This is a genomic window from Natronococcus roseus, assembly GCF_043677095.1.
In the GTDB taxonomy this organism is placed as follows: domain Archaea; phylum Halobacteriota; class Halobacteria; order Halobacteriales; family Natrialbaceae; genus Natronococcus; species Natronococcus roseus.
In genome coordinates this window covers 396,775-422,424 of sequence record NZ_JBHLJR010000006.1, presented here as the reverse complement: position 1 = coordinate 422,424, position 25,650 = coordinate 396,775, and the positions used below count along the sequence as shown (strand labels likewise).

21 protein-coding genes and 1 pseudogene are annotated in these 25,650 nt (G+C 65.5%); 9 read left to right on the top strand and 13 right to left on the bottom strand.

Features of this window, described 5'->3' with window-relative positions:
- Window positions 1-47: 47 nt before the first annotated feature.
- Window positions 48-1,793, bottom strand: coding sequence for an ABC transporter substrate-binding protein (locus ACFEMD_RS18335; RefSeq protein WP_394742725.1), 1,746 nt, complete (start codon window positions 1,791-1,793; stop codon window positions 48-50).
- Between the two features lie 232 nt (window positions 1,794-2,025).
- On the opposite strand from ACFEMD_RS18335, the gene ACFEMD_RS18330 reads away from it, so the two are divergent.
- On the top strand, window positions 2,026-3,030 hold the full coding sequence (locus tag ACFEMD_RS18330) for a TIGR04024 family LLM class F420-dependent oxidoreductase (RefSeq protein ID WP_394742724.1): 1,005 nt from the start codon (window positions 2,026-2,028) through the stop codon (window positions 3,028-3,030).
- Window positions 3,031-3,166: 136 nt separating this feature from the next.
- On the opposite strand, the gene ACFEMD_RS18325 is transcribed toward ACFEMD_RS18330, so the two are convergent.
- The 4 genes and pseudogenes from ACFEMD_RS18325 to ACFEMD_RS18310 all read right to left on the bottom strand — a co-directional run bounded on the left by ACFEMD_RS18325 (window position 3,167) and on the right by ACFEMD_RS18310 (window position 6,987).
- On the bottom strand, window positions 3,167-3,496 hold the full coding sequence (locus ACFEMD_RS18325) for a hypothetical protein (RefSeq protein WP_049891639.1): 330 nt from the start codon (window positions 3,494-3,496) through the stop codon (window positions 3,167-3,169).
- 264 nt (window positions 3,497-3,760) lie between these two features.
- The gene (locus tag ACFEMD_RS18320) at window positions 3,761-4,453 is read right to left on the bottom strand and encodes a 6-hydroxymethylpterin diphosphokinase MptE-like protein (RefSeq protein ID WP_394742723.1); all 693 of its coding nucleotides are present in this window, start codon (window positions 4,451-4,453) and stop codon (window positions 3,761-3,763) included.
- A gap of 350 nt (window positions 4,454-4,803) precedes the next feature.
- Window positions 4,804-5,664, bottom strand: a pseudogene (gene folP / locus ACFEMD_RS18315) (dihydropteroate synthase); the annotation flags it as partial.
- A 93-nt stretch (window positions 5,665-5,757) separates the two neighbouring features.
- A complete protein-coding gene (locus ACFEMD_RS18310) occupies window positions 5,758-6,987 on the bottom strand; it encodes a Cdc6/Cdc18 family protein (protein WP_005555237.1) in 1,230 nt (409 codons plus the stop codon).
- Between the two features lie 1,108 nt (window positions 6,988-8,095).
- Between ACFEMD_RS18310 and ACFEMD_RS18305 the strand changes: the two genes are divergently transcribed.
- Window positions 8,096-8,878: an RNA methyltransferase gene (locus tag ACFEMD_RS18305; protein ID WP_394742722.1), complete on the top strand. Its 783-nt coding sequence runs from the start codon at window positions 8,096-8,098 to the stop codon at window positions 8,876-8,878.
- Window positions 8,879-9,029: 151 nt separating this feature from the next.
- Here the strand turns inward: ACFEMD_RS18305 and ACFEMD_RS18300 are convergent, their stop codons facing one another.
- On the bottom strand, window positions 9,030-9,713 hold the full coding sequence (locus ACFEMD_RS18300; protein WP_394742721.1) for an HTH domain-containing protein: 684 nt from the start codon (window positions 9,711-9,713) through the stop codon (window positions 9,030-9,032).
- A gap of 122 nt (window positions 9,714-9,835) precedes the next feature.
- The gene (locus ACFEMD_RS18295) at window positions 9,836-10,903 is read right to left on the bottom strand and encodes a DMT family transporter (protein WP_394742719.1); all 1,068 of its coding nucleotides are present in this window, start codon (window positions 10,901-10,903) and stop codon (window positions 9,836-9,838) included.
- 186 nt (window positions 10,904-11,089) lie between these two features.
- Here ACFEMD_RS18295 and ACFEMD_RS18290 point away from each other — a divergent pair, with 186 nt between their 5' ends.
- From ACFEMD_RS18290 to ACFEMD_RS18280, 3 genes are all read left to right on the top strand, one after another.
- Window positions 11,090-11,569: an Lrp/AsnC family transcriptional regulator gene (locus ACFEMD_RS18290; RefSeq protein WP_278291494.1), complete on the top strand. Its 480-nt coding sequence runs from the start codon at window positions 11,090-11,092 to the stop codon at window positions 11,567-11,569.
- A gap of 511 nt (window positions 11,570-12,080) precedes the next feature.
- A complete protein-coding gene (locus tag ACFEMD_RS18285; RefSeq protein ID WP_394742717.1) occupies window positions 12,081-13,607 on the top strand; it encodes an amidase family protein in 1,527 nt (508 codons plus the stop codon).
- A gap of 646 nt (window positions 13,608-14,253) precedes the next feature.
- The gene (locus tag ACFEMD_RS18280) at window positions 14,254-15,585 is read left to right on the top strand and encodes an MFS transporter (RefSeq protein ID WP_394742715.1); all 1,332 of its coding nucleotides are present in this window, start codon (window positions 14,254-14,256) and stop codon (window positions 15,583-15,585) included.
- A 70-nt stretch (window positions 15,586-15,655) separates the two neighbouring features.
- Here ACFEMD_RS18280 and ACFEMD_RS18275 read toward each other — a convergent pair whose 3' ends face one another.
- The 5 genes from ACFEMD_RS18275 to btuC form a co-directional block, all read right to left on the bottom strand.
- Entirely contained in the window at window positions 15,656-16,162 is a 507-nt protein-coding gene (locus tag ACFEMD_RS18275) for a DoxX family membrane protein (protein WP_394742713.1), read from the bottom strand.
- A 243-nt stretch (window positions 16,163-16,405) separates the two neighbouring features.
- Window positions 16,406-18,274, bottom strand: a complete 1,869-nt coding sequence (gatE, locus tag ACFEMD_RS18270; RefSeq protein ID WP_394742712.1) for a Glu-tRNA(Gln) amidotransferase subunit GatE — start codon at window positions 18,272-18,274, stop codon at window positions 16,406-16,408.
- A 36-nt stretch (window positions 18,275-18,310) separates the two neighbouring features.
- A complete protein-coding gene (locus tag ACFEMD_RS18265) occupies window positions 18,311-18,889 on the bottom strand; it encodes a cupredoxin domain-containing protein (RefSeq protein WP_394742711.1) in 579 nt (192 codons plus the stop codon).
- A 191-nt stretch (window positions 18,890-19,080) separates the two neighbouring features.
- A complete protein-coding gene (locus tag ACFEMD_RS18260) occupies window positions 19,081-20,397 on the bottom strand; it encodes a heme ABC transporter ATP-binding protein (protein ID WP_394742709.1) in 1,317 nt (438 codons plus the stop codon).
- Entirely contained in the window at window positions 20,394-21,416 is a 1,023-nt protein-coding gene (gene btuC / locus ACFEMD_RS18255) for a vitamin B12 ABC transporter permease BtuC (RefSeq protein ID WP_394742707.1), read from the bottom strand. Before btuC ends, ACFEMD_RS18260 begins: the two co-directional genes overlap by 4 nt.
- 60 nt (window positions 21,417-21,476) lie before the next feature.
- Between btuC and ACFEMD_RS18250 the strand changes: the two genes are divergently transcribed.
- The 4 genes from ACFEMD_RS18250 to ACFEMD_RS18235 all read left to right on the top strand — a co-directional run bounded on the left by ACFEMD_RS18250 (window position 21,477) and on the right by ACFEMD_RS18235 (window position 24,356).
- On the top strand, window positions 21,477-22,607 hold the full coding sequence (locus tag ACFEMD_RS18250) for a PGF-CTERM-anchored ABC transporter substrate-binding protein (RefSeq protein ID WP_394742706.1): 1,131 nt from the start codon (window positions 21,477-21,479) through the stop codon (window positions 22,605-22,607).
- Between the two features lie 111 nt (window positions 22,608-22,718).
- Entirely contained in the window at window positions 22,719-22,997 is a 279-nt protein-coding gene (gene srp19, locus ACFEMD_RS18245) for a signal recognition particle subunit SRP19 (RefSeq protein ID WP_293029112.1), read from the top strand.
- Complete coding sequence (locus ACFEMD_RS18240; protein WP_394742704.1) at window positions 22,997-23,239, top strand: H/ACA ribonucleoprotein complex subunit GAR1; 243 nt, start codon at window positions 22,997-22,999, stop codon at window positions 23,237-23,239. Before srp19 ends, ACFEMD_RS18240 begins: the two co-directional genes overlap by 1 nt.
- Window positions 23,240-23,303: 64 nt before the next feature.
- Entirely contained in the window at window positions 23,304-24,356 is a 1,053-nt protein-coding gene (locus tag ACFEMD_RS18235) for a presenilin family intramembrane aspartyl protease PSH (protein ID WP_394742702.1), read from the top strand.
- On the opposite strand, the gene ACFEMD_RS18230 is transcribed toward ACFEMD_RS18235, so the two are convergent.
- The gene (locus ACFEMD_RS18230; protein WP_394742701.1) at window positions 24,353-25,060 is read right to left on the bottom strand and encodes a DUF6517 family protein; all 708 of its coding nucleotides are present in this window, start codon (window positions 25,058-25,060) and stop codon (window positions 24,353-24,355) included. The two genes, ACFEMD_RS18235 and ACFEMD_RS18230, sit on opposite strands and share 4 nt — an antisense overlap.
- Window positions 25,061-25,650 lie beyond the last annotated feature (590 nt).

The window sequence follows — 25,650 nt, the reverse complement described above, 5'->3', positions numbered from 1 at the left end:
CTACTCGGGACGGCAGACCGTCCGGGTACTCGGGACGATAGACGGTCTCACTCGAGCAGAGCGCCGTCCTCGTACCGATAGTTTTCGGCCTCGAAGAGCGATCGTGCCTCCTCCGCGTCGACCTCGCCGTCCGAGCCCGGAAACGCGGTGAGTTCGGTCTCCTCGTCGGTCAGTTCGCTTTCGCGAACCCCGAACAGCGAACTCAGCGATCGGGCCGGCTCCGCGAATCCGTCGAGCAACTCGGCAGCGGCGTGATCCCGGTCGAGCAATCGCGAGAGAAGCCGGCGGAAGTTGGGGTTGCCGAGCTGTTCGTGGTGGCTGTTGTAGCCGATCATGTAGAACTCGTCGGTCTGTTCGGTTAGCACGGACCGACCCGGAAGATCGCTGACCCGTCCGGTCTCGTCGGCCGGAAGCGGGGTCCCCGTGAGGTCGATCTCCTCCTCCTCGAGCAGGTCGACGACTGCCCCCGAGTTCGGCGCGACGACGAACCTAATCCCGTCGAACTGCGGAAACTCCTCGAGGACCGAGGGCCGATCGTCCGCGTCGTAGAAGACGTGATCGGTAAACGGAACCAGCTCCACCTCGGTGTCGTCGGTGACTGCCTCGAGTTCGAACAGTCCAGAACCGATCGGTTCCTCGTTGTCGTGGACGAGCGCCTCGGTCTGGCGTTCGCCGACGACGGTCGACCGGGGTTCCCAGACGTGAGCGGGCAACACCGGAATCTGAAGCGCACGGATCGCCGTCTCTCGGTTCGTGGTCCGAAGCGAGAACTCGACCGTCCGGGAGTCGACCGCCTCGACGCTCTCGACGAGACTCTGCTGGCCCCGATACTGGGGTGCGGGGACGCCGCTCTCGGTCTCGCCGAGGGACGTATCTCGAAGGAACCGATGGGTGAACGCGACGTCCTCGGCATCGAGAGACTCCCCGTCGTGCCAGCGCTGGTCGTCTCGCAGGGTGACTCTCGCCTCGAGCAGCGAGCCGCCATCCCACTCGACGTCCTCGGCCAGCCAGGGGATCGCCCCGTCGTCGGTTCGATACACGAGCGGGTCGTAGAGCAGCGCCAACAGCGCGGGAATCTGGTTGGAGTCGACGACGATCGGGTTCAGTCGGCTGGTGAGCGCCTCGCCGAAGACGCCGACCTCGAGCGGGCGGTCCTGTGGCCCCTCGTCGGGAGGCTCCGAGAGAATCTCGAGGTAGTCGATCGGTTGGTACGGCGGGCCCGAAACGGTCTCCGACAGCGTCGCTCCGACGGCGCCGATTCGGGACGGAAAGGCGACGGTCGTGTACGGGACCGTCTCGGTGAGGTGGTCGAACAGCTCCGAAATCACCCGGTCGCGGTCCTCGTCCGCGGTGGTAAGCTGGGTCTCGAGCAGATCGTCGGCGGTAACGTCCGAGAACTGAAACGGGTTCTGCCAGCCCGCTTCGGTGGCGTACCGAGAGTGCAACAGCCCGCGAAGCGCGTCGTACTCGTCGATCCCGTCGTGTCTGGTGACGAAGACGTCGTAATCGCCCTCCAGCAGAACGTTGCGGTGTAACTCCGCTTTGGCGATCGGCTCGAACGTCGCGTCGATTCCGGCAGTCTCGAAATTCTCCCGGAGCTGGCTCGCGATCTTCGCGGCGATGATGTCGTCGTCCGCGGGGACCGCCTTGATCGTCAGCGAGACCTGGTCCGGACCGGGACTCTCGGCGCGGGACCAGAGCCTCTCGGTGCAGCCGGCGAGCGAGCCGGCGATACCGGTGGCGGTCCCCGCGAGTACTCTCCGACGCGTCGTCGGAGAACCGACGTCCTCCATATACGGAACGGTATGGTACCGCGGTGTATAGGACTTACTCTCGAAGCGACAACTCGTATATCCACTGTATGAGGGATCTACCGCGCCATATCACGACCTGGAGCAGCTCTGCTAGGCGGAGGAAACGTTAAGAGAGTTGATTGTGTACGTCAGATCCGTCTCCCGTCGCGACTCCTGACTGGGACCGATCGGTCCGCGATCGAACGCGTCGGAGGCCGACAGCGTGATTCCGATGACAGACAGAAGCCTTCACCTTCCGGTCGCAGCACAGCCCTCGGTTGACTCGCTCGTCGAACTCGCGGCGCTCGGCGAGTCCCACGGCTACGAGTACGCCTGGCTCCCCGAGACGTGGGGCCGGGACGCGGTCACCGTCCTGACCGCGATGGCTCGAGAGACCGACGAGATCGGGCTCGGCCCGAGCATCGTCAACGTCTACTCCCGATCGCCAGCGTTGCTCGGCCAGACGATGACGACCCTCCAGGAGGTCGCCGACGGACGGCTTCGGGCCGGAATTGCGCCGAGCGGCCCCGCCGTCATCGAGGGCTGGCACGGCGTCGAGTTCGACCGCCCCCTCCGGCGGACCCGCGAGTACCTTGAAATCATGCGCGCGGTGATGAGCGGAGAGACGGTCAACTACGACGGTGACATCTTCTCGCTGGCGGGGTTTCGACTGCGCTGTGAGCCCCCGTCCGAACCCGTCCCGATCGACGCCGCGGGAATGGGACCAAAATCTGTCGAGCTCGCCGGACGGTTCGCCGACGGCTGGCACGCCATCGTCTTCACCCCCGACGGGCTCGCGGACCGTCTCGAGGATCTCCGGCGCGGGATGGAACTCGGCGACCGCGATCCCGGCGACGTTCGGGTCACGCTTTCGGTGACGGCGTGTGCGCTCGAGGACGGCGACCGCGCTCGCGATCTCGCACGCCGGCATCTGGCGTTTTACGTCGGTGCGATGGGAACATACTATCGGGAGTCACTCGCCCGTCAGGGGTACGAGGAGGCGGCCAACGAGATCGCCGCCGCGTGGGCCAGCGGCGAACAGGACCGTGCCGTCGATCGGATCCCCGGTGCGCTGCTCGACGACCTCGGCGCCGCGGGAACGCCGGAGCGCGCCCGCGAGGAACTCGAGAAGTTCGCGGCTATCGACGGCGTCGACGATCTCGCGATCGGGTTTCCCCGCGGCGCCGACCGCGACGAGATCGAGGCGACGATCGAAGCGCTCGCACCCGACCACTGAAAGGGCGGACGAGTGCCGTCGCTACGGGGAGAGCGAGGGCAGGGACGGACCCGTAGCCGACACGAGGAGCTGCAAAACGGAGCGGAAATCCCTCGGTGCAGAGGTCGATCGCTGCAAGCATCGGGTGCCGGTCCTGTTACCGTGACGAGATCCCGTAATCGACGTGTACTTCGGGTGTGCTCGCCGAGTCGGACATCTCGACGCCGTTCCAGTCGACGACGTAAACGTTGGCCATCTGGCCCGAGAAGCGAAACCGCTGGACGCCGACCTCGATCGTTCCTTCCGCGACGCCACCCGAGACGACCGTCCCTTCCGCAACGGGATCGTCCGCGAGCATCTCGATCTCGCCGTCGACCGCGATCTCGAAGTTCGACGGCACCCCGCGGCCGACGATCGTAACCAGATTCGGAAGCCGATCGTCCCGGCTTCCGGAAGCGTCGTTCTGCACCGAAGTGTCTGATGACATAATTCCATAAGTTGAGCATTCCGGCATAAGCTTTCTTGTGCAATAAAAAGTAGCTCAAAATTAAATACAACGTTTCGAACGGAACGGCCCCGGAAACCACCAGTCGTGGTTACTTCGTCCGCTGGACCGTGTGTCCGCTGCTATCGAAAGAGTGTTCATCGTACACCATAATAAGGATTTCTGATACTGTACTGCGGGTGAGGCGTCCGCGGTGTCACGTTGCCGACCGATGGTGGGTCGTCTCGAGGGGTGAACACGGCAAGCTCATTCGATCGGGAGCGGGGTCGTCTCGATGCTCCCTCGCCGTCCGTCTAGCACGTCGAACCGCTCCCCCCGCCGGCGCTCGAGCCAGTGCAGCAGTCGCTCGGCCCACTCGAGTTTGCGGGCTTTCGTCGGGCCGACGGACGGGTCGTCGAACGTCCAGCCGACGAACCGGAGCCGGGCGGCCCCCAGGTGATCCGCGAGAAAGGCGGCCCGGTCGCCGTCGGTAAAGCCGCCGAGATTCCGAACCGGACCGCGAGGCGCGACCTGCGTCGTCGGCAGGAGCCACTCGCCGCGACAGCCGGGAACGACTGCCCGAAGCTGCGCCACGTTGTCGCCGTGAGCGTGAACCGCAACAGGCGTCTCCCGCTCGGTCAGTCGCCTGACGGTGTCGGGGTTCTTGTCGAGATCGGTGACCATGCAGTCGACGCCGACGCCGGCTTCGAGAAGGGTGTCGGCGGCCGTCGAGGCGGCGAAGACGACGTCAGCCTCGCGGGCGTCGTCGAGTTCGTCCGACAGGTTCGGGCCGGCCCCCGCGATCGCGACGGTCGCTCCGTCGGCCGCGTCGAGTCGCTCGAGGTCGAACGGCTCCGTGAGTGAGGCCAGGACGTCCCGTGCGCGCTCGTCGCCGTCGCGGTCGTAGCCGAAATCACGGCGGATCGCCTCGTACACCGGTTCCCACTCGTCGAACTCCATACGCGTACTTTACCCTGCTGGCGTATGTGTCTGTGCGTTCCACTGATGGCGTGTGTGTCTGTGCGTTTCGCTGCCAGTATCTGTATCCGTGCGTTCGGCGGAGATCGGCGTCGTCACTGGTCGACGTAACGCCACAATAATTCCGTGTTGTGGGCCGGGCGTCGCCTCCAAAGTACCCCTACCCGGGAGACCGCCCGGCGTCCATCACGTCCTTTCGGAGCCTCCGACATAAGCTTTCTCTTGACTTACCAGTTCGATTGAACGGCTCGGAGCGGACCGATACTGCTCGCTCTCCGCGTAAATGGCGTCGAGGACGCAGATCGCCGAGCGGTCTGCGTTCCTCAGTCGGTCCGCCCGCCGAACGCGTCGGCGATCACGGCCGCGTCCCGCGTCTCCGCCACGTCGTGAGTCCGGACGACGTCGGCGCCGCGTTCGATCACCATTGCCGTTGCCGCCAGGCTCGCCGGGAGGCGGTCCTCGGTCTCCCGGCCGACGAGATCGCCGAGGAAGTTCTTCCGGTTGATCGAGACCAGGATCGGTCGCTCGAGGGCCCGAAACTCCGCCAGCCGACGGAACGTTTCCCGGTCGTCGTCGACGGTCTGGGCCTCGCTCCAGCCGCCGAAGGCGGGGTCGACGATCGTCCTGTCGGTGAGACCGTTCTGTTTCAGCGCCTCGTACACCTGATCGACGTAGTCGGCCTCGGCGGCCCAGTCCGGCGACTTCCGGGTGGCCCAGTCGGTTTCCTCGACCGCACCGGGTCGCTCGAGATCCGGTGGACTGGCCATCTTCGCGACGACGGCGTCGTGGGCCTTACAGACGGCCGGCATCTGTGGATCCGCGAATCCGCAGATGTCGTTGACCATGTCGAACCCCCGCTCGAGGGCCGCGTCGGCGACCTCGTGGTATCGGGTTTCGATCGAGAAGACCGCCTCGCCCTCGACGCGGTCGATCGTTTCGCAGGCGACGTGGAGCCGCTCGAGTTCCTCCTCGGCCGACAGCACCTCGAAGCGCTTGTTCGCCGACTCGAGGCCGACGTCGACGATGTCGGCACCCTCGCCGATCAGTTCCTCGTCTACGTACCGGGCCGCCTCGCCGGGGTCGTCGTAGACGCTCGGGTCGTACGGCGACTCCTCGCTGACGTTCAACACACCCATGATTCGGGTCGGATGGCCGTCACCGATCCCAAGTCCGGCCGCGTCGACGCTGTACATACCGCCACTGAGGAGGCGAGGTAAAAAGCTACCGCGGTCCCGGCGAACGGCGAGCGCAAACCGTATCGCGAACGGCCAGCAGTACTCGATCGGCTACGAGTCGCTCTCGAGCGGAGCCAGCCGGGAGTCCCGGAGGAGGACCTTCTTGACAATGGCGGGGTTCTCGAGCAGGCGGTGTTTCGCATGGGCGCCACGACCCCGTCCCCGACCCTCGCGTTCGGACTGGATGACGTTCAGGAAGTTCTGCTCCTGAAGGATCTCCTGAACCCGTCGCTCCGAGAGGACGTCGAAGTCGAGCCGGCGGGCGACCTCCTTGTACTGGTTGTAGATGATCTTCGTCGGGAACTCCTTCTCGGAGCTGTTCTCGGTCAACAGCGTTAGCGAGTAGAGGATCGCTTTCGCCTGCTGGGGCGAGCCCTCGATCAGCTCGTTGAACCGGTCGGCCTCGGTCTTCTCCTTGGCGTCGCGAACGTGGTCGGCAGTGACGCGGTCGGCGTTCTGTTTCTTCGCGATGCGACCCGCGTTTCGAAGGATGTCGATCGCCTTGCGCGCGTCGCCGTGTTCCTGGGCTGCCAGCGCGGCCGTCAGCGGGATGACGTCGCCCGAAAGCACCTCGTCGTGGAAGGCGTCGCGGCGTTTTTCCAGGATCTCGACGAGCTGGTTGGCGTCGTACGGCGAGAAGACGAGTTCGTCCCGCGAGAGGCTGGACTTGACCCGCTCGGAGAGATGGTCGGGGAAGTCGATCTTGTTCGAGATGCCGATGATCCCGATGCTCGAGTCCGAGATTCGGCGGTTCTCGCCCGCTCGCGAGAGCTTTCGCAGCACCTCGTCGTTCTCGAGCATGTCGATCTCGTCTAAGATGACGATAGTGACGTCCGTACAGCGATCGACGGCCTGCCAGAGCCGCTTGTAGTAGTCACCGGTCCCCAGCCCGCGGTCGGGAACGGTGATTCCGCTCTGTTCGGGGTCGTTGACTAACTGGGCGATCGTTTTGACGATCGACGCCTCGGTGTTCTGTTCGCCACAGTCGATGAAGGCGTAGTTGACCGTAACGTCGTCGCGCTTTGCCTCCGATATTACCCGCTTGGTCACCGACCTCGAAATCAGGGACTTGCCGGTTCCGGTCTTCCCGAAGATAAACAAGTGGTTCGGCTCACTGCCGAAGATAGCGGGGTTCAAGGCGTCCGCAACGCGTTGCATCTGCTCGTCGCGACCGACGATCCGGTCCGGACCGGGCAGGTGCGTGATCTCGAGCAGCCGCTCGTCGGCGAAGATCGGATCGTCGTATCGGAAGAGCGGATCACGGTCGTCGTTCGCGGACATTGCAGTACCCCGTCCCTTCCAACCGGACTAAAATAAAGGTATGGAGATCACTCGCGGATGTAAACCAAACGCGTGAGGGGCGCTATACCGCATCCAAAGGCCGTCCACTCGGTCCAGCCGATATCGCCGGCCTCGCGCTTGTGAACGGGGCGGACGCGTGGGAACCTCCGACGGGCACCCCCCTCGCGGATGTAACGGGTTCCGAGCCCCGCTACCCTACGGGAACCTCCGGCCACCTTCCCGACCCGGAAGGGAGGAGGAATCCGGGAGATCAGTATTGACCGTATGAGAGGTCGAAGGCAGCGTTATTACCGGTTCCTGTTCGTGTCAACCGATCCGCGGGAGGACACACACCCCCGTCGCGGATGTAACGCCGAACGGGCGGGGGGTCTCGAGCTAAGAGCCGAAATTCGACGGATTCTGTCGCTGAAAGTATACATTTACAACCGCGACGGAGGTGTGTAGCCGATCAGAACCTCCCCACACCTGTACGGCGTTACAAACGCGAAGGGGGTGTGTCCCCTCGGAACGGAACGCTCGACCCGGGTGGACCGCCTCGAGAAGGTCGAAACCGTCGAAGAAGGGAAGAAGTGAACGGACGGAGGGAGTTCTCTCACGGCCGAGAGCGATCAGGGACGGCGATTAGCAGTAGATACGGGAAGTCGAACGACGCTTCGGGAGTTGGCCTCAACGTACTACTACTAGACTAGTTCTTCTTACTAGACTAGTTCTCTCTTCCTCTCCACCCACCTATCCACCTATTGCAGCTATTGGACCCATTATACCCATCACATAATCTCTACAACTCACACCTATCTATTCTATCGTAGAAACCTGCAATTCCCTTCTATTCACCGCGACGAGGAGGTCGCTTACCGAGAGAGACACCTTCTCGTGACGACGACGCCAGCCCGGATCACTCTCGCTACCGATCGAGGGGGAGCGCTCCCTCTCGAGTCAGCTTCCGGCTCGAGACGCGTCCGGGACCAGTCGACTTTTGCGAGCGGCCTCGCTACCGACGGTATGAACTGCCGACTCCAGTCTCTTCCTCGAGTCGACGCTCGCACTCGAGTACGCCGAAATAGCTTCCGCCAGCGACGGCCGAACCATGACTGAACCGACCGAAGCAACCACGGACGACCCGAACGCGACCGCCGCCGACCGAACGCCGCCATCGGTCGCCATCGTCGACGCGAAGACGCCGGGCAACGTCGGCACCATCGCCCGCGCGATGAAGAACTTCGGATTCGAGGACCTCCTGCTCGTCGATCCCCCGGAGCTCGACCCCGACGGCGAGGCGTACGGATTCGCCGGGCAGGCTCGAGAGGATATCCTCCCGAACGCGACCGAACTCTCGTTCGACGAGCTCGCCGAGAGCTACCATACGATCGGCTGTACCGCGGTCACGAACGAAGACGACCGCAGCCACATGCGCTATCCCTACTCGACGCCAGCCGATTTAGCCGAGCGACTGCCAACCGTCGAGGCACCGACGGCGGTGGTCTTCGGCCGCGAACGGGTCGGACTCACCAACGAGGAGCTCGCGCGGATCGACGAGATCTGTGCGATCCCCGCGAGCGAGGACTACCCCGTACTGAACCTCGGCCAGGCCGCGACGGTGACGCTGTACGAGCTTCGCACCCTCACGCTCCCTGCCGACGGAACGCAGCTGCCCGACCTCGAGCGCACCCGGGCGCCGGAGCCGACCCTCGATCGGCTCTACGACCAGTGGGGCGCCCTGCTCGAGGAACTCAACCATCCCGACGAGAAACGCGACAAGACGATGCGGATGCTCCGGCGGGTGTTCGGCCGCGCGGATCTGACCGAACGCGAGGCGAACACGCTGCTCGGGGTTCTCCGCAGAGCGACGGAGCGCCCCGCCGAGGACTGAGATCCGTTCGGTGTCCGAAGACGAACCCCTTCCCTATCTAATCTCGAACCCCTTCCCTATTCGAAGACGAACCACGCTCCTCTCGAAAAACGGATCGTCGAGCGTGAACGATCGACGCTTCGCAGTTCTACAAATTCGGAGTTTGGCGGCTCTATCGATCCGGAACCGCACGGACGGGTTTCCGATCGGAGACGCGTTCGACCGACGTCCGCGTGTAGCCGCCGTCCTCGGCGATCGTCCCGATCCACCCGCAGTCCGGACAGGTCACCAGTCCCTGTCCGTCGACGAGCCGTTCACCGCAGTCGGGACAGCCATCCGATCGCGGCGACGGTGCCGACTCGGCGCCGGTGTCATCGCGCTCGAGACCGTTCGCCTCCACGTCGCTACCGATCGGATCCGCCGATACGAGATCCTCGCCACACCGGATGCGGGCGATCACGTCCTCGGTCGTGATCGTCTCTTCGTCCGTCGAGTGTGGGTAGACGGCGACCAGTTCGTCGTCGGCGTAACACTCGAGACACAGCAGCGGGGTCACGAGGACCTCGCGACGCTCGTCGGTCACCTGCGAGGTCGCCGTCCGGGTTCGGAACGGCGGCCGGATCGAGACGTTTCGTCGGTCGGCCCACTGCTCGAATCGATCGTAGGTCTCGAGGACCTCCTGGTAGGGACTGTTCTCGGACAGTCGCACCTCCTTCGGCCAGCTCCGCACCAGCAGTTCATCGATCGTTCCCTCCTCCTCGCAGGCGCGCAGGCTCTCGACCTGACTGTCGACGGGCTCAAGCAGCAACGGTGCCCGCACGTGGCACACTACGGTTAGCGTTCGTGTCTGTTTCATACTGGATCCCCTCCGTCGTGTGAGCTAGCCGACATTATTTTGTATAAACCTTTGTGAGAGTATTTCTCGAGGCATTCGGTACCAGTTACCGTGAGACGTGTCTCGTCGTCGGTTCCGAGCCCTCAGTCGGCTCTCGACTCGGGACTGACCGCCTCGGTGTCGCGAGGGACACCGCCGTCGGTTCTGGCCTCGGCGGTGGGCGAGCGACGAGTTTCGGTCGAATTTCGCAGCGTCCGAATCGCGGCGGTCGGGCGTCGGAGCATCTCGGGTCGACGCTCGAGGACGCGAGCGAGCCGTCGGCGCTTGATGACGGCGAAGCCGGCGAGGATCGTCACCAGCCCCAGTATCGTCAGCGAGTCGACGACGTATCCCAGTAGAACCCAGCTCACGCCGATCGCGACGGCGGGCTCGGCGTACCCCACCAGCGCGACCTGGGTCGGCCCGGCCCGGTCGAGCAGCTGGAAGTACAGCAGGAAGGCGAACACGCTCGAGACGAGCGTCAGGTAGGTAAACGAGAGCAGCGCCGTCGGCGTTACGTCGATCGCGGCGACCGACTCGCCCCGGAGCGGGGCGCCGACCAGCAACACTGCCGCGCCGACGAGCATCGCCCAGGCCTGCAGCGTCTCGAGGGGGAGCCCGGCGTCGAGCGGCCGCGCGAGGACGGTCCCGACCGCGAACGCAATCGCGGCGCCGAAGACGAGCCCCGCACCCAGCAGGAGCTCGGTGTCGAGCCCCGCCGGCGAGGGTCGAACGACGGCGACGACCCCGATCAGGCCGAGCACGAGCCCGACGACCCCCGCGGACGAGAGTCGCTCGCGCGGCAGGATCGCCCCGGCGAACGCCGCGGTGAGGATCGGCGCGGTGCTGGCGACCGTCGCCGCGATCGCACCCGGAACGTACAGTTCGCCGACGTACAACAGCGCGTGGTAGAACGCGATGAGGAAGATTCCGGCGACGCCGACCGAGAGCCACTCGGCCCGGTCGACGGGTCGGAGCCGATCGGTCACGACGGCGGCGTAGCCGAAGACGATCAGTCCCGCGACCCCATAACGGAGCCCGGCGAACAAGAGCGGCGGCACGTACTCGAGACCGATCTCGATCGCGACGAAGGAGGTTCCCCAGCAGATCGCGAGAATCGAGAACAACACTAAATCTCCGTATCCAGACCGAAAGAGCGCGCGTCGAATCATAGAACGTTCGAAATCAGTCGACGTACTTAGACCCTTCTACAATAACACTCACGAGATCGGATGCAGAATTACACATATGAATTCGATCCGAGCCAGTCCCCGAAAAGAGGGGTTACTATTAGAGAAATATCCAACCTCGAGCGTCTGAGTCGAAAGGCCGATCACGTCATCGCTCGAACTCGCGGTATGGATGAACGCGACGTGCGCCTGCTGAAGGCAATCTCCGAGCGCGAGACGGGCAGCCCCGAAGCGCTCCACGAGGCGACGGGAATTCCAGTGTCGACGATCCACTACCGGCTCAACAACCTCCGCGAGGAGGGGATCATCGCGAACGACCGCTACGAGATCGACCTCGAGGAGCTCGGCCTCGACGTCACCGTCATCGTCGAGATCCACGCCGACTACAGGGGTTCCTACGAGGAGTTCGCGGACCGCCTGCTGACCGTCGAGGGCGTGACGAACGTCTACTTCACGATGGGCGAGACCGACTTCATCGTCGTCGCCCGCCTCAGCGAGAGCGGGATGGTCGAACGGCTGATCGCCGAGTTCGAACAGCTCGAGGGCGTCGACCGCACCGACTCGACGTTCGTCATCTCGGCGATCGAGGAGCGGGAGGCCTTACAGAGCTACGAGTTGGAAACGTTGCTCGAGGAACTGGTCGACTAAGCGGATCGATAGCGCCTTCGAACTTGATCATCGTCGCCGTGGTTCCGAGGACCGGTACGTAGCGAGTATGCACTGAACGGATGGGGCCACTCAAATCTATGTTTGATCTTGAAGAAGGTACTTAGTGAAATCTTATTAAGATCTAACAGTAATCGTCGCAGGCTCCCTGTTGGTGCTGGAGCGTACATAACTACCGTTGTAGATTCGACATTCTCTAAAATATCTTCAGATAGGGAGACTGCGTTAAATATCCTATAACGATGCAGGGTTGTACGAACTATACCCAGAAATAAAGTACAATAGCCCAATTCCGGTTGGTCAAGATTGATATTCGTAGAGTCTAACACGGTATCTGATGAAGGAAGAACTGGAAAGAAAGGCGATCAAAGGTGGATCGACAAATGACAAGGGGGTCGAGGCCTCAGCTCGCAGCTCGCCCCTTGGCCGACGGTCCGTACTGAAAGCCGCGGGCGTGGCCGGCGCCGGGAGCTTGGTGGCCAGCACCGCTGCCATGGGAACATCGGCATCCGAGTCGTTCGACCTGCTCGAGACGACCGTCGCGGAGGTACACGCGGCCTTCGAAGGCGGCGAACTGACTGCGCGGGAACTCACCGAACGCTACGTCGAGCGAATCGACGCCTACGACGACGAGCTCAATTCGGTCATTACGCTCAACGAGGGCGCGATCGACCGGGCCGAGGAACTCGACGAGGCGTTCGCGGAGTCGGGGCCAGTTGGCCCGCTCCACGGCATCCCCCTGATGGTCAAGGACATCTTTAATACAGCTGACCTACCGACGTCGGGCGGGAACGTGCTGTTCGAAGACACTGTCCCGCCCGCGGACGCCTTCGTCGTCGAGCGCCTTCGTGAGGCCGGTGCGGTCGTCCTCGCGAAGGTGAACACAGGGGAGTTTGCCTCCGGGTCGTTGAGTTCGCTCGGCGGCCAGACGTACAACCCCTACGACACGGAGCGGAACCCGTCGGGCTCGAGCGCGGGGACGGGGGCGTCGGTCGCGGCGAACCTCGGGACAATCGGCATCGGGACAGAAACGAGCGGGTCGATACTAGGTCCAGCGACGTCGAACTCGCTGGTCGGGATTCAGCCGACGACGGGGCTGATCAGTCGTGACGGGATCATCCCGCTCAGCAGCACGCTCGACACCGCCGGACCGATGACCCGAACCGTCGCCGACGCCGCGCGGCTACTCGACGTCATGGTCGGCTACGATCCGGCGGATTCCGTCACCGCCGAAGGGGTCGATAACATTCCTGAGGATCCTTACACGTCGTTCCTCGAACCCGGCGGGCTCGAGGGCGTCCGAGTCGGCGTCCCTCGTGAGCTCATTCCCGACGACCCCGAAGCGACCGGAATCGATGTCGGACAGCCCGCACAGGTCGTCGAGCGCTTCGAGTCAGGTCTCGAGACGATCGAAGCCTGCGGTGCAACAGTCGTTGATCCCGTCGAGATCCCCGAGGAGCTCCAAGAGATTGCGAGCGGGCTGGCCGGCGACCTCATCACCTACGAGTATCGCCGCGAGTTCAACGCCTATCTTGAGAGTCTCGGCGACGCGGCGCCGGTCGACTCGATGCAGGAGGTCCTCGACTCCGAGACGATCGAAGGCTCGATCCTCGGACTGTTCGAAGCCGCCCTCGAGGTCGACCCGGAGGGGCTCGACGAGAACGTCGATTATCTGGGGGCGCTGCGCGACCAGCAAACGCTCCGTGAGGGGATGTTCGCCGTGCTGGCCGACGACGACCTCGACGCGCTCGTCTACCCCACGGACAACCGCACGCCGGCGGTCGTCGGTGAGGATCGGGAGATTCCCGACGACATAAGCCCCTCTATGCGAACGTTCAGTCCTGCGGCCAACTTCCCCAGTATCACCGTCCCCGCGGGGTACACTTCCGATCCCGCGCTTCCGGTCGGGCTCTCGTTTCTCTCGCGGCCGTTCAGCGAACCGGACCTGATCGGGATGGCCTCAGCCTACGAACGGGCCTCGGCCCTGCGCCGTCCACCCCAGGGGTTCGGCGCGCTGTAGGCGGCCCGGTTCCCGTCCGATAGGTCTACCTGTCCGTAAAGTAGGTGTAGTGGAGTGGTTTACGAGCCGACAATCCGACGGTCAACGACGCGGTTCGGTGGATACTCGACGACGATCACTCGAATCCCACGAAAATCCGATGAATGGCGACGTTATCGTCGGGGTAGTTAGAACTCGCTGCTTCAGCAGATAGAGACCCTCTACATTTTTTATGCTGAGAAGCAATCCGTTGCATGAAGATGGGAGACGCTCCTTCTTTGTCGAGTTTGCTCCCATTGCTCGCCCACCACTCTCTGCTCACGGACGCGTAGCCTCATTCACGGCTCACTCGGTTCCTTGTTCACATCGCGGTTTTCGCTTACTGCGTTCTTTCCGAACCGCACACCGTTCGTACGGTATGCGAGGGCTTTGGTTTCGTACTATTCGCGTGGTCAGTGGGACGGGCGGTCCCACTCGACTCTAAAAAGCTACGTTAAAAGGCCGCTCGCTCCCGATGGTCTCCCGCGGGTGCTACGATTGCTGCTCTTTCACAGTAGTACCGTCTCTGCCTATGCGGAACGAGTTGCCGTCTCGAGCACACTACGACCCTCTACGTAGATCACCGATTCCGCTGGAACTTTGATCCGGTACCGTTCCACTCTGTACCATGGCACAGGAGCAAGCCGAGGTCGCCGGCCCGCTCGACGCGTTTCGGCAGTTCTTCTCGCTACAGCGGGACGTGCTGGTGCTGTCGCTGGCGATGTTCGCGTTCAGCCTGGGCTTTCAGATGACGAACCGCTTTCTTCCGGACTACCTCGTGTACCTCGGCGCGGGCGGGTTCGTCGTCGGGCTGTTCGCCACGCTCGGCAACGTCATCGGTGCCGTCTACCCCTACTACGGCGGGATCGTCTCCGATCGGGTGGGCTCGCGGTACGCCCTGACGGTCTTCGGCTTTCTCTCGACGTTCGGCTTCGCGATCTGGCTCGGCTCCGCGTACGTCCCGGCGATCGATCTCGGCGTCGTCGTCCTCGAGCCGTGGGTGTGGGTGTTCGTCGGCCTCCTGCTCGCCCAGTGCTGGAAATCGTTCGGCATCGGCGGCCACTACGCGATCGTCAAGCAGGCGACCGAGCCGAGCCGGCTGGCCCGCGGGTTCGCTAGCACGGAGACGTTCCGCCGGACGGCGTTCCTGATCGCCCCGCTGATCGTCGCAGCCCTGGTCGCCGACGAACTCATGCCCGGCTTCCTCTGGGTGCTCGTAATCGCGATCGTCTTCGCCGTCCTCGGGACGATCGTCCAGCACTTGCTGTACGAAGCCGACGCCGACTCCGTTGGCAAGGAGTTCGAGGGGGTCGGCCAGATCGTCGACGACCTGCAGGCGCTGCCGGACCCGCTGCGACCGCTGCTCGTGGCAGACACGTTCGTCCGCTTCGCCAACGGAATGGTCTACGCCTTCTTCATCCTCGTGATCACCCAGCTGCTCGAGATCGGACTGACGCTCTCCTTGCCTCTTGTGGGGACGATCGACCTCTCGCCCGCGGCCTTCTTCGGCGTCCTCCTGGGAGTCGAGATGTTCGTCGCGCTGTTGACGATGGCACCGACGGCCAAGGTCGCCGAGTACGTCGGCCTCAAACCGGTCGTCGGGCTCGGATTCTTCGTCTACGCGATCTTTCCCGTCCTGCTGATCTTCGGCCCCCAGTACGTCGCCGGGAACGAAGCCTGGCTCCTGATCGCGCTATTTGCCTTCTCGGGACTGCGCTTTGCGGGCCTCCCCGCACACAAGGCGCTGGTCGTCGGCCCGGCCGAACAGGGGGCCGGCGGCCGCGTGACGGGTTCGTACTACCTGATCCGCGGCGCGATCGTGATCCCCAGCGGCGCGCTGGGCGGGTTCCTCTGGCAGTTCGTCAGCCCCGAACTCTCCTTTACGATCGCCACGGTCGTCGGGATGATCGGCGTCGTCTACTTCGCACTCTTCGGCCAGGAGTTCGAGGCCTACCAGTAATTCGTCCGTTTTCGCTCGATCCCGTCCTCTCGCTCGGTGAACGCGAACCGAGGATCCCAGCTGTTCGGTTCTACACGCCAAGCGCACGGACGGTCCGTCCGAGAATATCCGGCCGATCGGCCAGCCGATGATCGAGCGACCACTCGCCGGGGCCGACGATCAGGACGAACACCGACGTGACGAACATCGTGAAGTCGAGTCGCCACGCGTACAGGAAGCCCCACAGGCCGGTGAATTCCTGGCTCACGCCGACGAACGGACCGATCGGCGTCCCGAGCAGTACCGGGATCTTGGTGAGCAGTATCGCGTGCAACGCGGCGATCGCGAGCAGGAGCGCCGCGAGCCGACTCAGCAATCCGACCAGGAGCAACGCGCCGCCGACGATCTCGAGGACGGCGACCGACCCCGCGACGAGCTCGGGGGCGGGAAAGCCGAGGTCCGCGAACCGGCCCGCACCGCGTTCGCCCGGATTGACGAACTTGTTGAGACCCTCGGTGAGAAAGACGAACCCGACGGCCAGTCGAACGAGCACGAACCACGGCGAGTTCTCCGACTCGACGAGATCTGCGATACGCACGTATTTTGCGTGACGACACAGGCTGGTAGTAGCCGTCCCCTGTTCCCGGAACGTAGGAACTCGAGTAGGACGTATCCGCGGACGGCCTCGGCTGTAGTCGCCGTTTCCCCACCGGCTTCGGCCCGCCAGCGTGTCAGCCGACCGGCTCGAGGGACGCTCCCGGAGAGGGTGGCCGTTCCGGTTGCGACCGATCTCGCTTCCAGTCGGGTCGGGACCGGGACACGAGCGCCCGGACAGTCCGGCTCAGGCCCGCTGCTGGATCTCCTCGCGCAGCAGTCGACTGACGAGGTCGCCGTCGGCCTTCCCGCGAAGCGTGCCCATACACTCGCCCATGAGTCCGGAGAACGCCTGCATCCCCTCCGCTTCGACCTGATCTTCGTTTCGCTCGACGACCTCGACGACGGCCTCGCGGACCTCGCTTTCGTCCGCGCCGCCGAGACCTTCCGCCTCGGCGGCCTCCTCGGCCGTGCGATCGGGCTCCTCGGCGAGCGCCGCGAGCAGGTCACCCACACCCTCGTTGGGGAGGTCACCGCTGTCGGCCATCTCGAGCACCGCCTCGAGGTGCTCGCGCTCGAGGTTCTCGACGGGGACGTCGTCCCGCCGCAGCTCGGTCAGCGTCGACTCGAGGGTCGAGGCCGCGAGCGTCGGGTCGATCCCGTCGGCGACGATATCCTCGAACAGCGACATCCGACGACCGTAGGCGACCTGCTCGGCCAGCCCCTCGCCGAGGTCGAACTCCGCCTGATAGCGCTCGACCTTCTCGGTCAGAAGCTCGGGCTCGGGCACCTCGCTCGGATCCGGCTCGACGGGCGGGACGTCCGTCTCGGGATACATCCGCGCCGCGCCGGGCAGCGGACGCAGGTAGCGGGTCGTTCCGTCGTCGTTCGCGCCGCGAGTCTCCTCGGGGACGCCCTCGAGGGCCGTCCGGGCGCGCTCGGCGACCGCCTCGATCGCCGACTCGGCGGTCGCGGTGTCGTCGGCGACGACGGCGACGGCGTCCTCCGGCTCCGCACCGACGGCTTCCCGGAGCTCGGCGACCTCCTCGTCGGTGACGCCGTAGGCGGGCAGCTCGTCGGTGTGGAAGATCCCGCCCGCACCGTGGCGCTTCGCGTGGTCCGAGAACTCGGTACCGAGACGGCGGTCGGGGGCGATCTCGCGACCCACGAGACCGTCGAACCCCTCGAGGAGAACCGCCATCACGGACCCGCCGGAGCTCAGGGCACCGCCGATGACGCCGCTGTCGGTATCCTCGAAGACGTCGCTCGTATCCTGGATCGCGCCTACGGACGCCTCCCGGTCCGCGAGTTCGCCGCGGATCTCGACGAGTTCGACCTGGCGGGCGACCTCGTTGCGAACGATGTCGTCAATGTCGTCCAGACTCTGAACGCCCTTGATCTCGACGCGAGCGCCCTCGGCGATCGAGACGTTGACGTCCTGGCGGATCGTCCCCAGACCGCGCTTGACCTTCCCCGTCGAGCGAAGCAGCATCCCGATCCGCTCGGCGGCCTCGAGGGCCTGCTCCGGCGACGAGATGTCCGGACTGGTGCCGATCTCGACCAGCGGGATGCCGAGGCGATCGAGGCTGTATCGAACCCCGTCGTCGGTCTCCTCGACGCGCTGGGCGCTCTCCTCCTCGAGCAGCAGGTCCTCGATCCCCACTGGACCGTCGCCGGTCTCGATCTCACCGCCGGTGGCGATCAGCGTCGAGCGCTGGAACCCCGACGTGTTCGAGCCGTCGACGACCAGCTTTCGCATGACGTGGGCCTGATCGACCGGGTCCATCTCCATCAGCTGGGCCACCTCGAGGGTCGTCTCGAGAGCCTCGTCGTCGAGCTCGTGGGGCGGCTCGTCGTCCTCCTCGACGAGACAGGTCGAGTCGTACGCGAGGTACTCGAACTCGCGGTCGACCTTGCTCTCCTCTAAGGCCGCGTCGTCGATCTCGCCCAGCTCGCTGCGAGTGGGGTGAAGATAGCGCGTGAACCGCCGCGTCGATTCCTCGGGTTCGCGCAGTTCGGTCGGACACTGGCAGAACAGCTTCGTCGCCGTGTCGAGTTGCTGGTGGATCTCCAGCCCGGCGACGAGTCCGAGCTCGTCGTAGTCGTACTCGGTCATTGACGGCCACTCTGGCGCGCGAGGGTAAAAAACCGTTCAGTCCGGCCCGCGGGTCGAGACGCCAGCAGTGGCGAGACCGGGTCGGTCGTTTTCGTCGTGGTGGTGATCTCCGTTATCGTGCTGTGGACCGCGGCGATCCTCGTCACGATCGCGTCTCCGAGAGCGATCGAACCCGCCGTTTAACTCGACGTCGCCGCGCATCGAGTCGGGGTGGAATCCGCAGTAGTACTCGTCGATCTCGTCCGACGCCTCGACGGTCATCGACACTGCCTCGCCCGCCGTCTCCGTTGCGTCCGAGACCGCGAACTCCTCGCCGTCCTCGGACTCGAGAACCAGGTCGTGCTCGGCTCCGTCGAGGTTGATCCAGACGAGTTCGTACGCCTCGCCGTCCGCAAACTCGAGGGTCGGATTCTCCTCGCCCTCGATCGCCTCGGGAGCAACGCCGTACCAGTACTCCGACCGGGCGCCGAGAACGATTGGGAGCCGATCGGTGTCGTCGTCCGCTCCCTCGTCGTCGTCCTCTTGTGCCGCGACGGTACCCACTCCCCCGGCCGACGCCGCCGCAGCGGCGGCGATTTGCAGCACCGTCCTGCGCGTGTGGCTGCTCTCGATCATGGATCGACTCCCCACGCCGGCGAGCAAAAACCCGGAGCTTCGTTCCTCCGAGCAGACCTCGGTTAGCTCGCTGAAATAGCCCGTTAGGTGGATCCAACGGGCTGTTGTCCGTCCCTCCCTCCAGATGGACTTGCTGTCCGTCCGTTACAGTGGACCGACGAGTCCACGGCTCCGCCTCTCGCGTGTCGTGCTCAATCGTCCGTTGAGGTGACCGCATCCGTCGACTGCGACCGGGCGCGTTCGCTCGCTTCCCCGATCGCCTCGAGGACCCGATCTACCGAACTCGTCGTTCCGCGTCGCCGGCAGCGCTCGTACAGCGCCCGCGCCCGGTCGCCCGCGTGGTTTCGCTCGGCGAACGGACGGTCCTCGACGACGACGAGCGACTCTCGATCGGCGAGTTCCTCGAGTAACAGCTGGTTTCCGGCGCCGACCTCGAGGTCGGCGACGACCGTCACGCCGGCGGCCTCGATCGCTCCGCGGACCGCCTCCCGGTCGTCGTCCGAGAGCGGGGCGAACGGCTCGACCGAGATCGTCTCGAACCCCTGTCCGCGGGCGAGCTCGGCGACGGCGTCGCCGCCCGCGACCGGGCCGACCGTACACGTACAGTCGGCCGCGGCGAGTTCGGCGACGACGCTCGCGGCGGTCGAGCTACCGCCGACGACGTGGACCCGATCGGGAACGGTCGCCTCGGCGTCGGTCGCCCGAAGCGCGCTCACCGTCGGCGTCCTCGTCACCGGGCTCTCGGTTACGACGGCATTCGCGTCGAACGCCGCGGCGAGGACGTCCCGGTTCAGCACCGACTCCGGTGGGCCCGACTCGAGGACGGCCCCATCAGAAAGGATGACGAGTCGATCGCAGTACCGCGCGGCCAGGTTCAGGTCGTGGATCGCGGCGACGGCGGTGCGGCCCTCCGCGACGAACCCGCGAACGAGTTCGAGGGTTTCGATCTGGTGGTTGACGTCGAGGCTCGCCGTCGGCTCGTCGAGCAGGAGAACGGGGGTCTGCTGGGCGATCGCCCGCGCGAGGACGACCCGCTGGCGCTCCCCGCCGCTGACCTCGTCGATCGGTCGGTCGGCGAACTGCGCCGTGCGAGTGCGCTCGAGGGCGCGATCGACCGCCGCCCGATCGGCCTCGCCGGGCGGCGAGAAGCGCGAGCGGTGGGGGTACCGTCCCATCTCCACGACGGTCCGGACGTCGAACGAAAACGAGAGGCGGGTGTTCTGGGGGACGACCGCGACCAGCCGGCTCGCGGCCTTCGAGGACCGCTCGCGCAGCGGCGCGCCGTCGACGGCCACCGCTCCGCGATCGGGCTCGAGCGCGCCGCTCATCGCTCGAAGCAGCGTCGTCTTCCCCGCGCCATTGGGGCCGACCAGGCCGACGAACTCGCCGGGTTCGACCGACAGCGAGACGGACTCGAGGACGTCGGTGTCGCCGAGCGAGACCGCGACGTCCTCGAGTTCGATCTGTGCGCCGTCGGTCGCGGCGAGAGACCGCGCGTCGTCGCTCACAGCGCGTGCACCTCCCGGCTCGTCAGCAGATAGAGGAAGAAGGGCGCGCCGACGGTCGCGGTGACGATACCGACGGGGACGATGGGGAGGCCGAAGGCGCCGACGCGGGCGACGGTGTCGGCGATCACGAGGAAGGAGGCTCCCGCGAGCGCGCTGGTCGGCAACAGGATGCGGTGATCGGGGCCGACAATCAGGCGCATCATGTGGGGGACGACGAGACCGACGAAGCCGATGACGCCGGCGACGGCGACCCCCGCGGCGGTGACGAGACTCGCCAGCGCGAGCAACAGGAGCTTGGTTCGTTCGACGCTCACGCCGAGGTTCTGGGCGTCCTCCTCGCCGAGCAGGAGGACGTTCATCTCCCGGGTGTAGGCGCCGAGCACGAGAACACCGACGACGGTGACTGGGAGCGCGAAGCCGACGTCGCCCCAGCTGCTTCGATGGAGGTGGCCCATCATCCAGATGACGGCCTCCCGGAGGTTCTCGCCGCTGTGGACGACCATAAACGAGATCACCGCGCCGAGAAACGCCTGGATCGCGACCCCCGCGAGCAACAGCGTCGCGACCGGCGTCCGCCCGCCCTCGGTCGCGATGGCGTAGACGAGGAAGGCGGTGACGAGCGCGCCGACGAACGCGGGCAGGTGGACGCTCCCGATCGGCACCAGCGCCGGAAACGCGATGGCGGCGACGGCGCCGACCGCGGCGCCCGAGGAGACGCCGATGATCGACGGATCCGCGAGTGGGTTTCTGAAAAAGCCCTGCATGACCGTTCCCGCGGCCGCCAGCGCGAAGCCGACCGTCGCGGCCAGCAGGATGCGGGGCAGCCTGACGTCCGCGACGATCGTCTGGTGGGTCGCCGGCACCTCGTGGACGCCGACGCCCGCGAGGTTGAGGATCGCCCGCGAGACGGTCAGCGGATCGATCCGAACTGGTCCGAGCGCGGCGCTCCCGACGACGACGCCGACCAGCAGCGCCGAGAGCGCGACCGACCACGAGACGAGACGACCCGGACGAAACACGGCTGAAACCTCGCTTGCAGTAGGCAAATATTTGTTGGAGTAGGTGCCACGATTCGATCGATGCGCAATTCAGTGATCGTTTTCGTCGCCGTACTCACGGCGCTGGCCGCGTTTGCTCCCGCCGCCGCGGCGGGAGGGGGGGTAGCCGACGTCGCACAGGAGGAACCGACCTGCGAGTTTCCGTTCGAAGGAGAGGACGCCACCGGGGAGGCGGTAACCGTCGATGAGGAGCCCGACTCGGTCGTCGCCCTGCAGCCCAGTGACGCACAGGTGATACACGAGATCGGGGCCGAGGAGAAGCTCTCGGGCATGCCGGTCGGCGAGTACACCGACTACCTCGAGGCCGACGAGGAGCTCGACATCACCGAGGACGACGGCGTCACGCCCGTCACCGAGGAGATCATCGACCGCGATCCCGACGTCGTCCTCGCGGCGAACGCCCTCGAGGGCGACGACGTGATCGACCAGCTCCGGGACGCCGGACTCGACGTCTACGTCTTCCCGACCGAGGAGTCCCTCGACGGCGTCGCCGAGAACGTCCGCCTGACCGGCGAGATCGTCGGCGAGTGCGACGGTGCCGAGGACACCCTCGAGGAGTTCGAGGAGCGCCTCGAGACCATCGAGGCGACCGTCGAGGACGAGGAGCACCCGCTCGCGTACTACGAGATGGGCGACGGGTTCACCGCCGGTGAAGGCACCTTCCAGGACGAGATCATCACCACCGCTGGCGTCGAGAACCTCGGCGCGGAGGCCGGCATCGAGGGCTGGGCCGAGATCAGCGACGAGGTCGTCGTCGAGGAGGATCCCGAGTGGATTATCTACGGCGAATCCTGGGGTGACGAGCCTCCGGTTAGCGAGGCCGCGATGGGCACGACCGCCTACCAGGACGAGCAGTTCGTCGCGGTCGACGACCAGTTCATGAGCCAGCCCGGCCCGCTCGTCGTCGAGGCGATCGAGGAGATCGTCGCCGAGGTCCACCCCGAGGCGTACGCCGAAGCGACCGACGAAGCCGAGGACGAGACCGACGATGCAGACGACGAGGCGGACGCTGACGAGGCGGATGCCGACGACGCGGTCGACGAACCCGCGGACGACGCAGCCGAGGACGACGACTCGATCCCCGGCTTCGGCGTTCCCGCGGTCGTCGCCGCGCTGATCGCCGTCCTCGCCGTTCTCGCTCGTCGTCGGTAACGCCGATTCGCTCGCCGCCGCCGACCGACCACCCGCGCTTGAGGGATCGACTCGAGCGCGGACCCGACGCTTTTGAAAAGTGTTTACCCGGAGGCCTCCCGAGTCGGGAGTATGGTCGAGAACGTCATCTGGCCCGCCTATCTCGATGCCGACCTCTCCCGGGCCGAGGGACGACGCGTCGCCGAGGAGCTGGCCGTCGAGGAGCCGACGGTCGACGAGATCGCAAAGGCCGTCCAGCAGATCGGCTACGACGCCACGATCGAGCGGGACAAATCCTACTCCCGAGAGCACTGGGCCGACCGCGGCCGGGTCGTCGTCCGGGGTTCCGACGACTCGAAGAACGACCTCGTCCAGGCCGTCGCGGCGTACGTCGTCGCGATGCGGGACTGATGCGCCGGGTCGGACAGGTTGTCCGAACCGCCCAGGGGCTCGCAATCTTGCGGGCGAACGCGGACGCCGACGACGATCGACTCCGCGAGGAGATCGGGACGATGGTGCTCGACGACTCCCTGGAGTCGGTCGGCCGCGTCGTCGACGTCTTCGGCCCCGTCGACGGTCCCTACCTGGCGGTGACCCCGGACGACGACGTCCACCTCCCGTCGCTGGTCGGGTCGGCGCTGTACGCGCGCTGATCCCTGACGAGGGCTCGAGGGGGTAACGAAAAGCACCAAGAGGAGCGGGTGCGAACGCCGCGCCATGGACCATCGGACCCGGGTGCTCGCGGCCGTCGGCGCGACCGTGGCGCTGTTTCTGGCCGTGCAACTCGGCGCGCTGGCGCTGATCGAGCCGTTCCACGACGCCGACCGGCAGGCCGTCGAGGATCCGGAGAACCCGACCAACAGCCTGGTCTACTTCGCGGTGATCCTCGTCGCGACCGGCTTTATGCTCGCGACCTTCCGGTACGACCTCGAGTGGGTCATCAGGGCGCTGGTCATCGGCGTGAGCGTCTTCCTCGCCTGGTTCGTGCTCACTGAACTCGTTCCGCCGGTGGTTACGGCAGGGCCGATCAACGTCGTCGCCGTCGGCGCAGCCCTCGGCGTCGGCGCCGCGCTCCTGTTGTACCCGGAGTGGTACGTCATCGATCTCACCGGCGTTCTGATGGGGGCCGGCGCCGCGGCGCTGTTCGGGATCAGCTTCGGCCTCCTGCCCGCGATCTTGCTGCTCTCGGCGCTGGCGATCTACGACGCCATCAGCGTCTACCAGACCGAACACATGCTCGACCTCGCCGAGGGCGTGATGGACCTGAAGATTCCCGTCGTGCTGGTCGTTCCGACGACGCTGTCGTACTCCTACCTCACCGACGGCTCCGAGGCGTCGCTCGAGGACGACCGGGGAGACGGGGAGTCGACTCTCGAGGGGTCGGACTCGAGTCGGGCCGACGAGGGACCGACCGACGGGACGCCGACCGTGGGAAGCGAACCCGACTCCGCCGACGACGAGGTGCCGGCCGACGCCGGCCGCGACGCGCTGTTCATCGGGCTGGGCGACGCCATCATCCCGACGATCCTGGTCGCCAGCGCGGCCTACTTCCTTGAGGCGGGCACCCTCGATGTGCCCGGCATCGCGCTGAACGTGCCCGCGCTGGGGGCGATCCTCGGCACGCTGGCCGGGCTGCTCGTGCTCATGGGAATGGTTCTGAAGGGGCGACCTCACGCCGGACTCCCCCTGCTCAACGGCGGTGCGATCGGGGGGTACCTGCTGGGTGCGCTCGCGAGCGGCGTCTCGATCGCGACCGCGCTCGGCCTCTAATCGGAGAGCGGCTCTTCTTCCTCGCTGGTTTCGACGATCTCCGCGTCGACGTCGTCGTCGTGCTCAAGCCCCTGGACCATCGCGTCGATCCGATCGCGCTCGGAGTCGATCGGGAAGTCCTCGAGGTCGGGGTAGACGCCGACGATCACGAGGTAGTCGTCGTCGTGTTCGAGCTGGGCGATATCGAGCAGGATGTCGATCCCGTGTTCGCCGTGTAACACCGCCTCGCCCTCGAAGGTCTCGAGCGTGATCGTCTCCTCGAGCGCGCTCACCGATCGCTCCCCGACGGACTCCTCGATCCGCAGCTCCTCGTACTGGGTCTGGATCTCCTGAACGAGCTCCTCGTTTTCCATCTCGCCGACGGGATTGAACTCCTCGCCGGCGACGCTGACCTGCGGCGTCGAGATGACGGCGAACACGCCGGCCTCGATCTCGCCGCCGAAGATGTCGAGCGGGAGGTCGATCGGCCGGGTGTACTCGGAGCCGTAGCTGGTCACCTCGATCTCCTGGCCGGCGACGGATTCAGTGGAGACGATCTCCTCGGTCCCCTGGTACTCGTAGCCGGTGTCGTCGGTCGCGCTCTCGGCGACGACCGCCGGCGTGGCCGAAAACGTCGTCGCGTCCTCGAGGAACTCGTCCAGACATCCGGCCGAGAGACCGACGCCGCCGACTGCACCCGCGGCGACGAACTGTCGTCGATTCATTTAGTCTGAAAGAACCGCCTGGTGGCCATAAGTGGCGCGGCCGACTCGAGGCGTCCGTTTCGTGATCAGCAGTTCGGCAGAAGAAATTCACCAATTCTCCTCACCGGTGACTGTTCTACGTCCCGACATGAGTAGTATGGACCGTCCGGCGTTGTGTCTGCAGTGCGAATGGAACGGCCGGCATTGGTCTGCAACCCTGACGGACCACCGCTGGGCGGGACTGAAAGGGGCTGGCGTTCGCGGTAATACCGACAGAAGCAGACTCTGCTCGCACGAACACAGGGGATCGCCACGCCCTCCCCAGCCGATTCACTCACTTCCTGCGGTCGTTCGCTCAGCCACTGGCAGAGCACGCTCTGCCAAGCCATTCGCTCGTGCTATCTGCTCACGGGTCACTCCGTTCCCCGTTCGCTCTTTCGAGGCGCTCCCTGCGGTCGCGCCTCGCCGACAGCGCGCGCCACCGCAGAAGAAAGGGGCAGACCGAGCTGAGACGTCGTTCACCTATACTCAGCACCCTCCTCTTGACAGCTATCGGATGAGTTGGTTGCTGCGTGAAAATGTCATAGAATCGGTTGCACATCTCCGCTCTG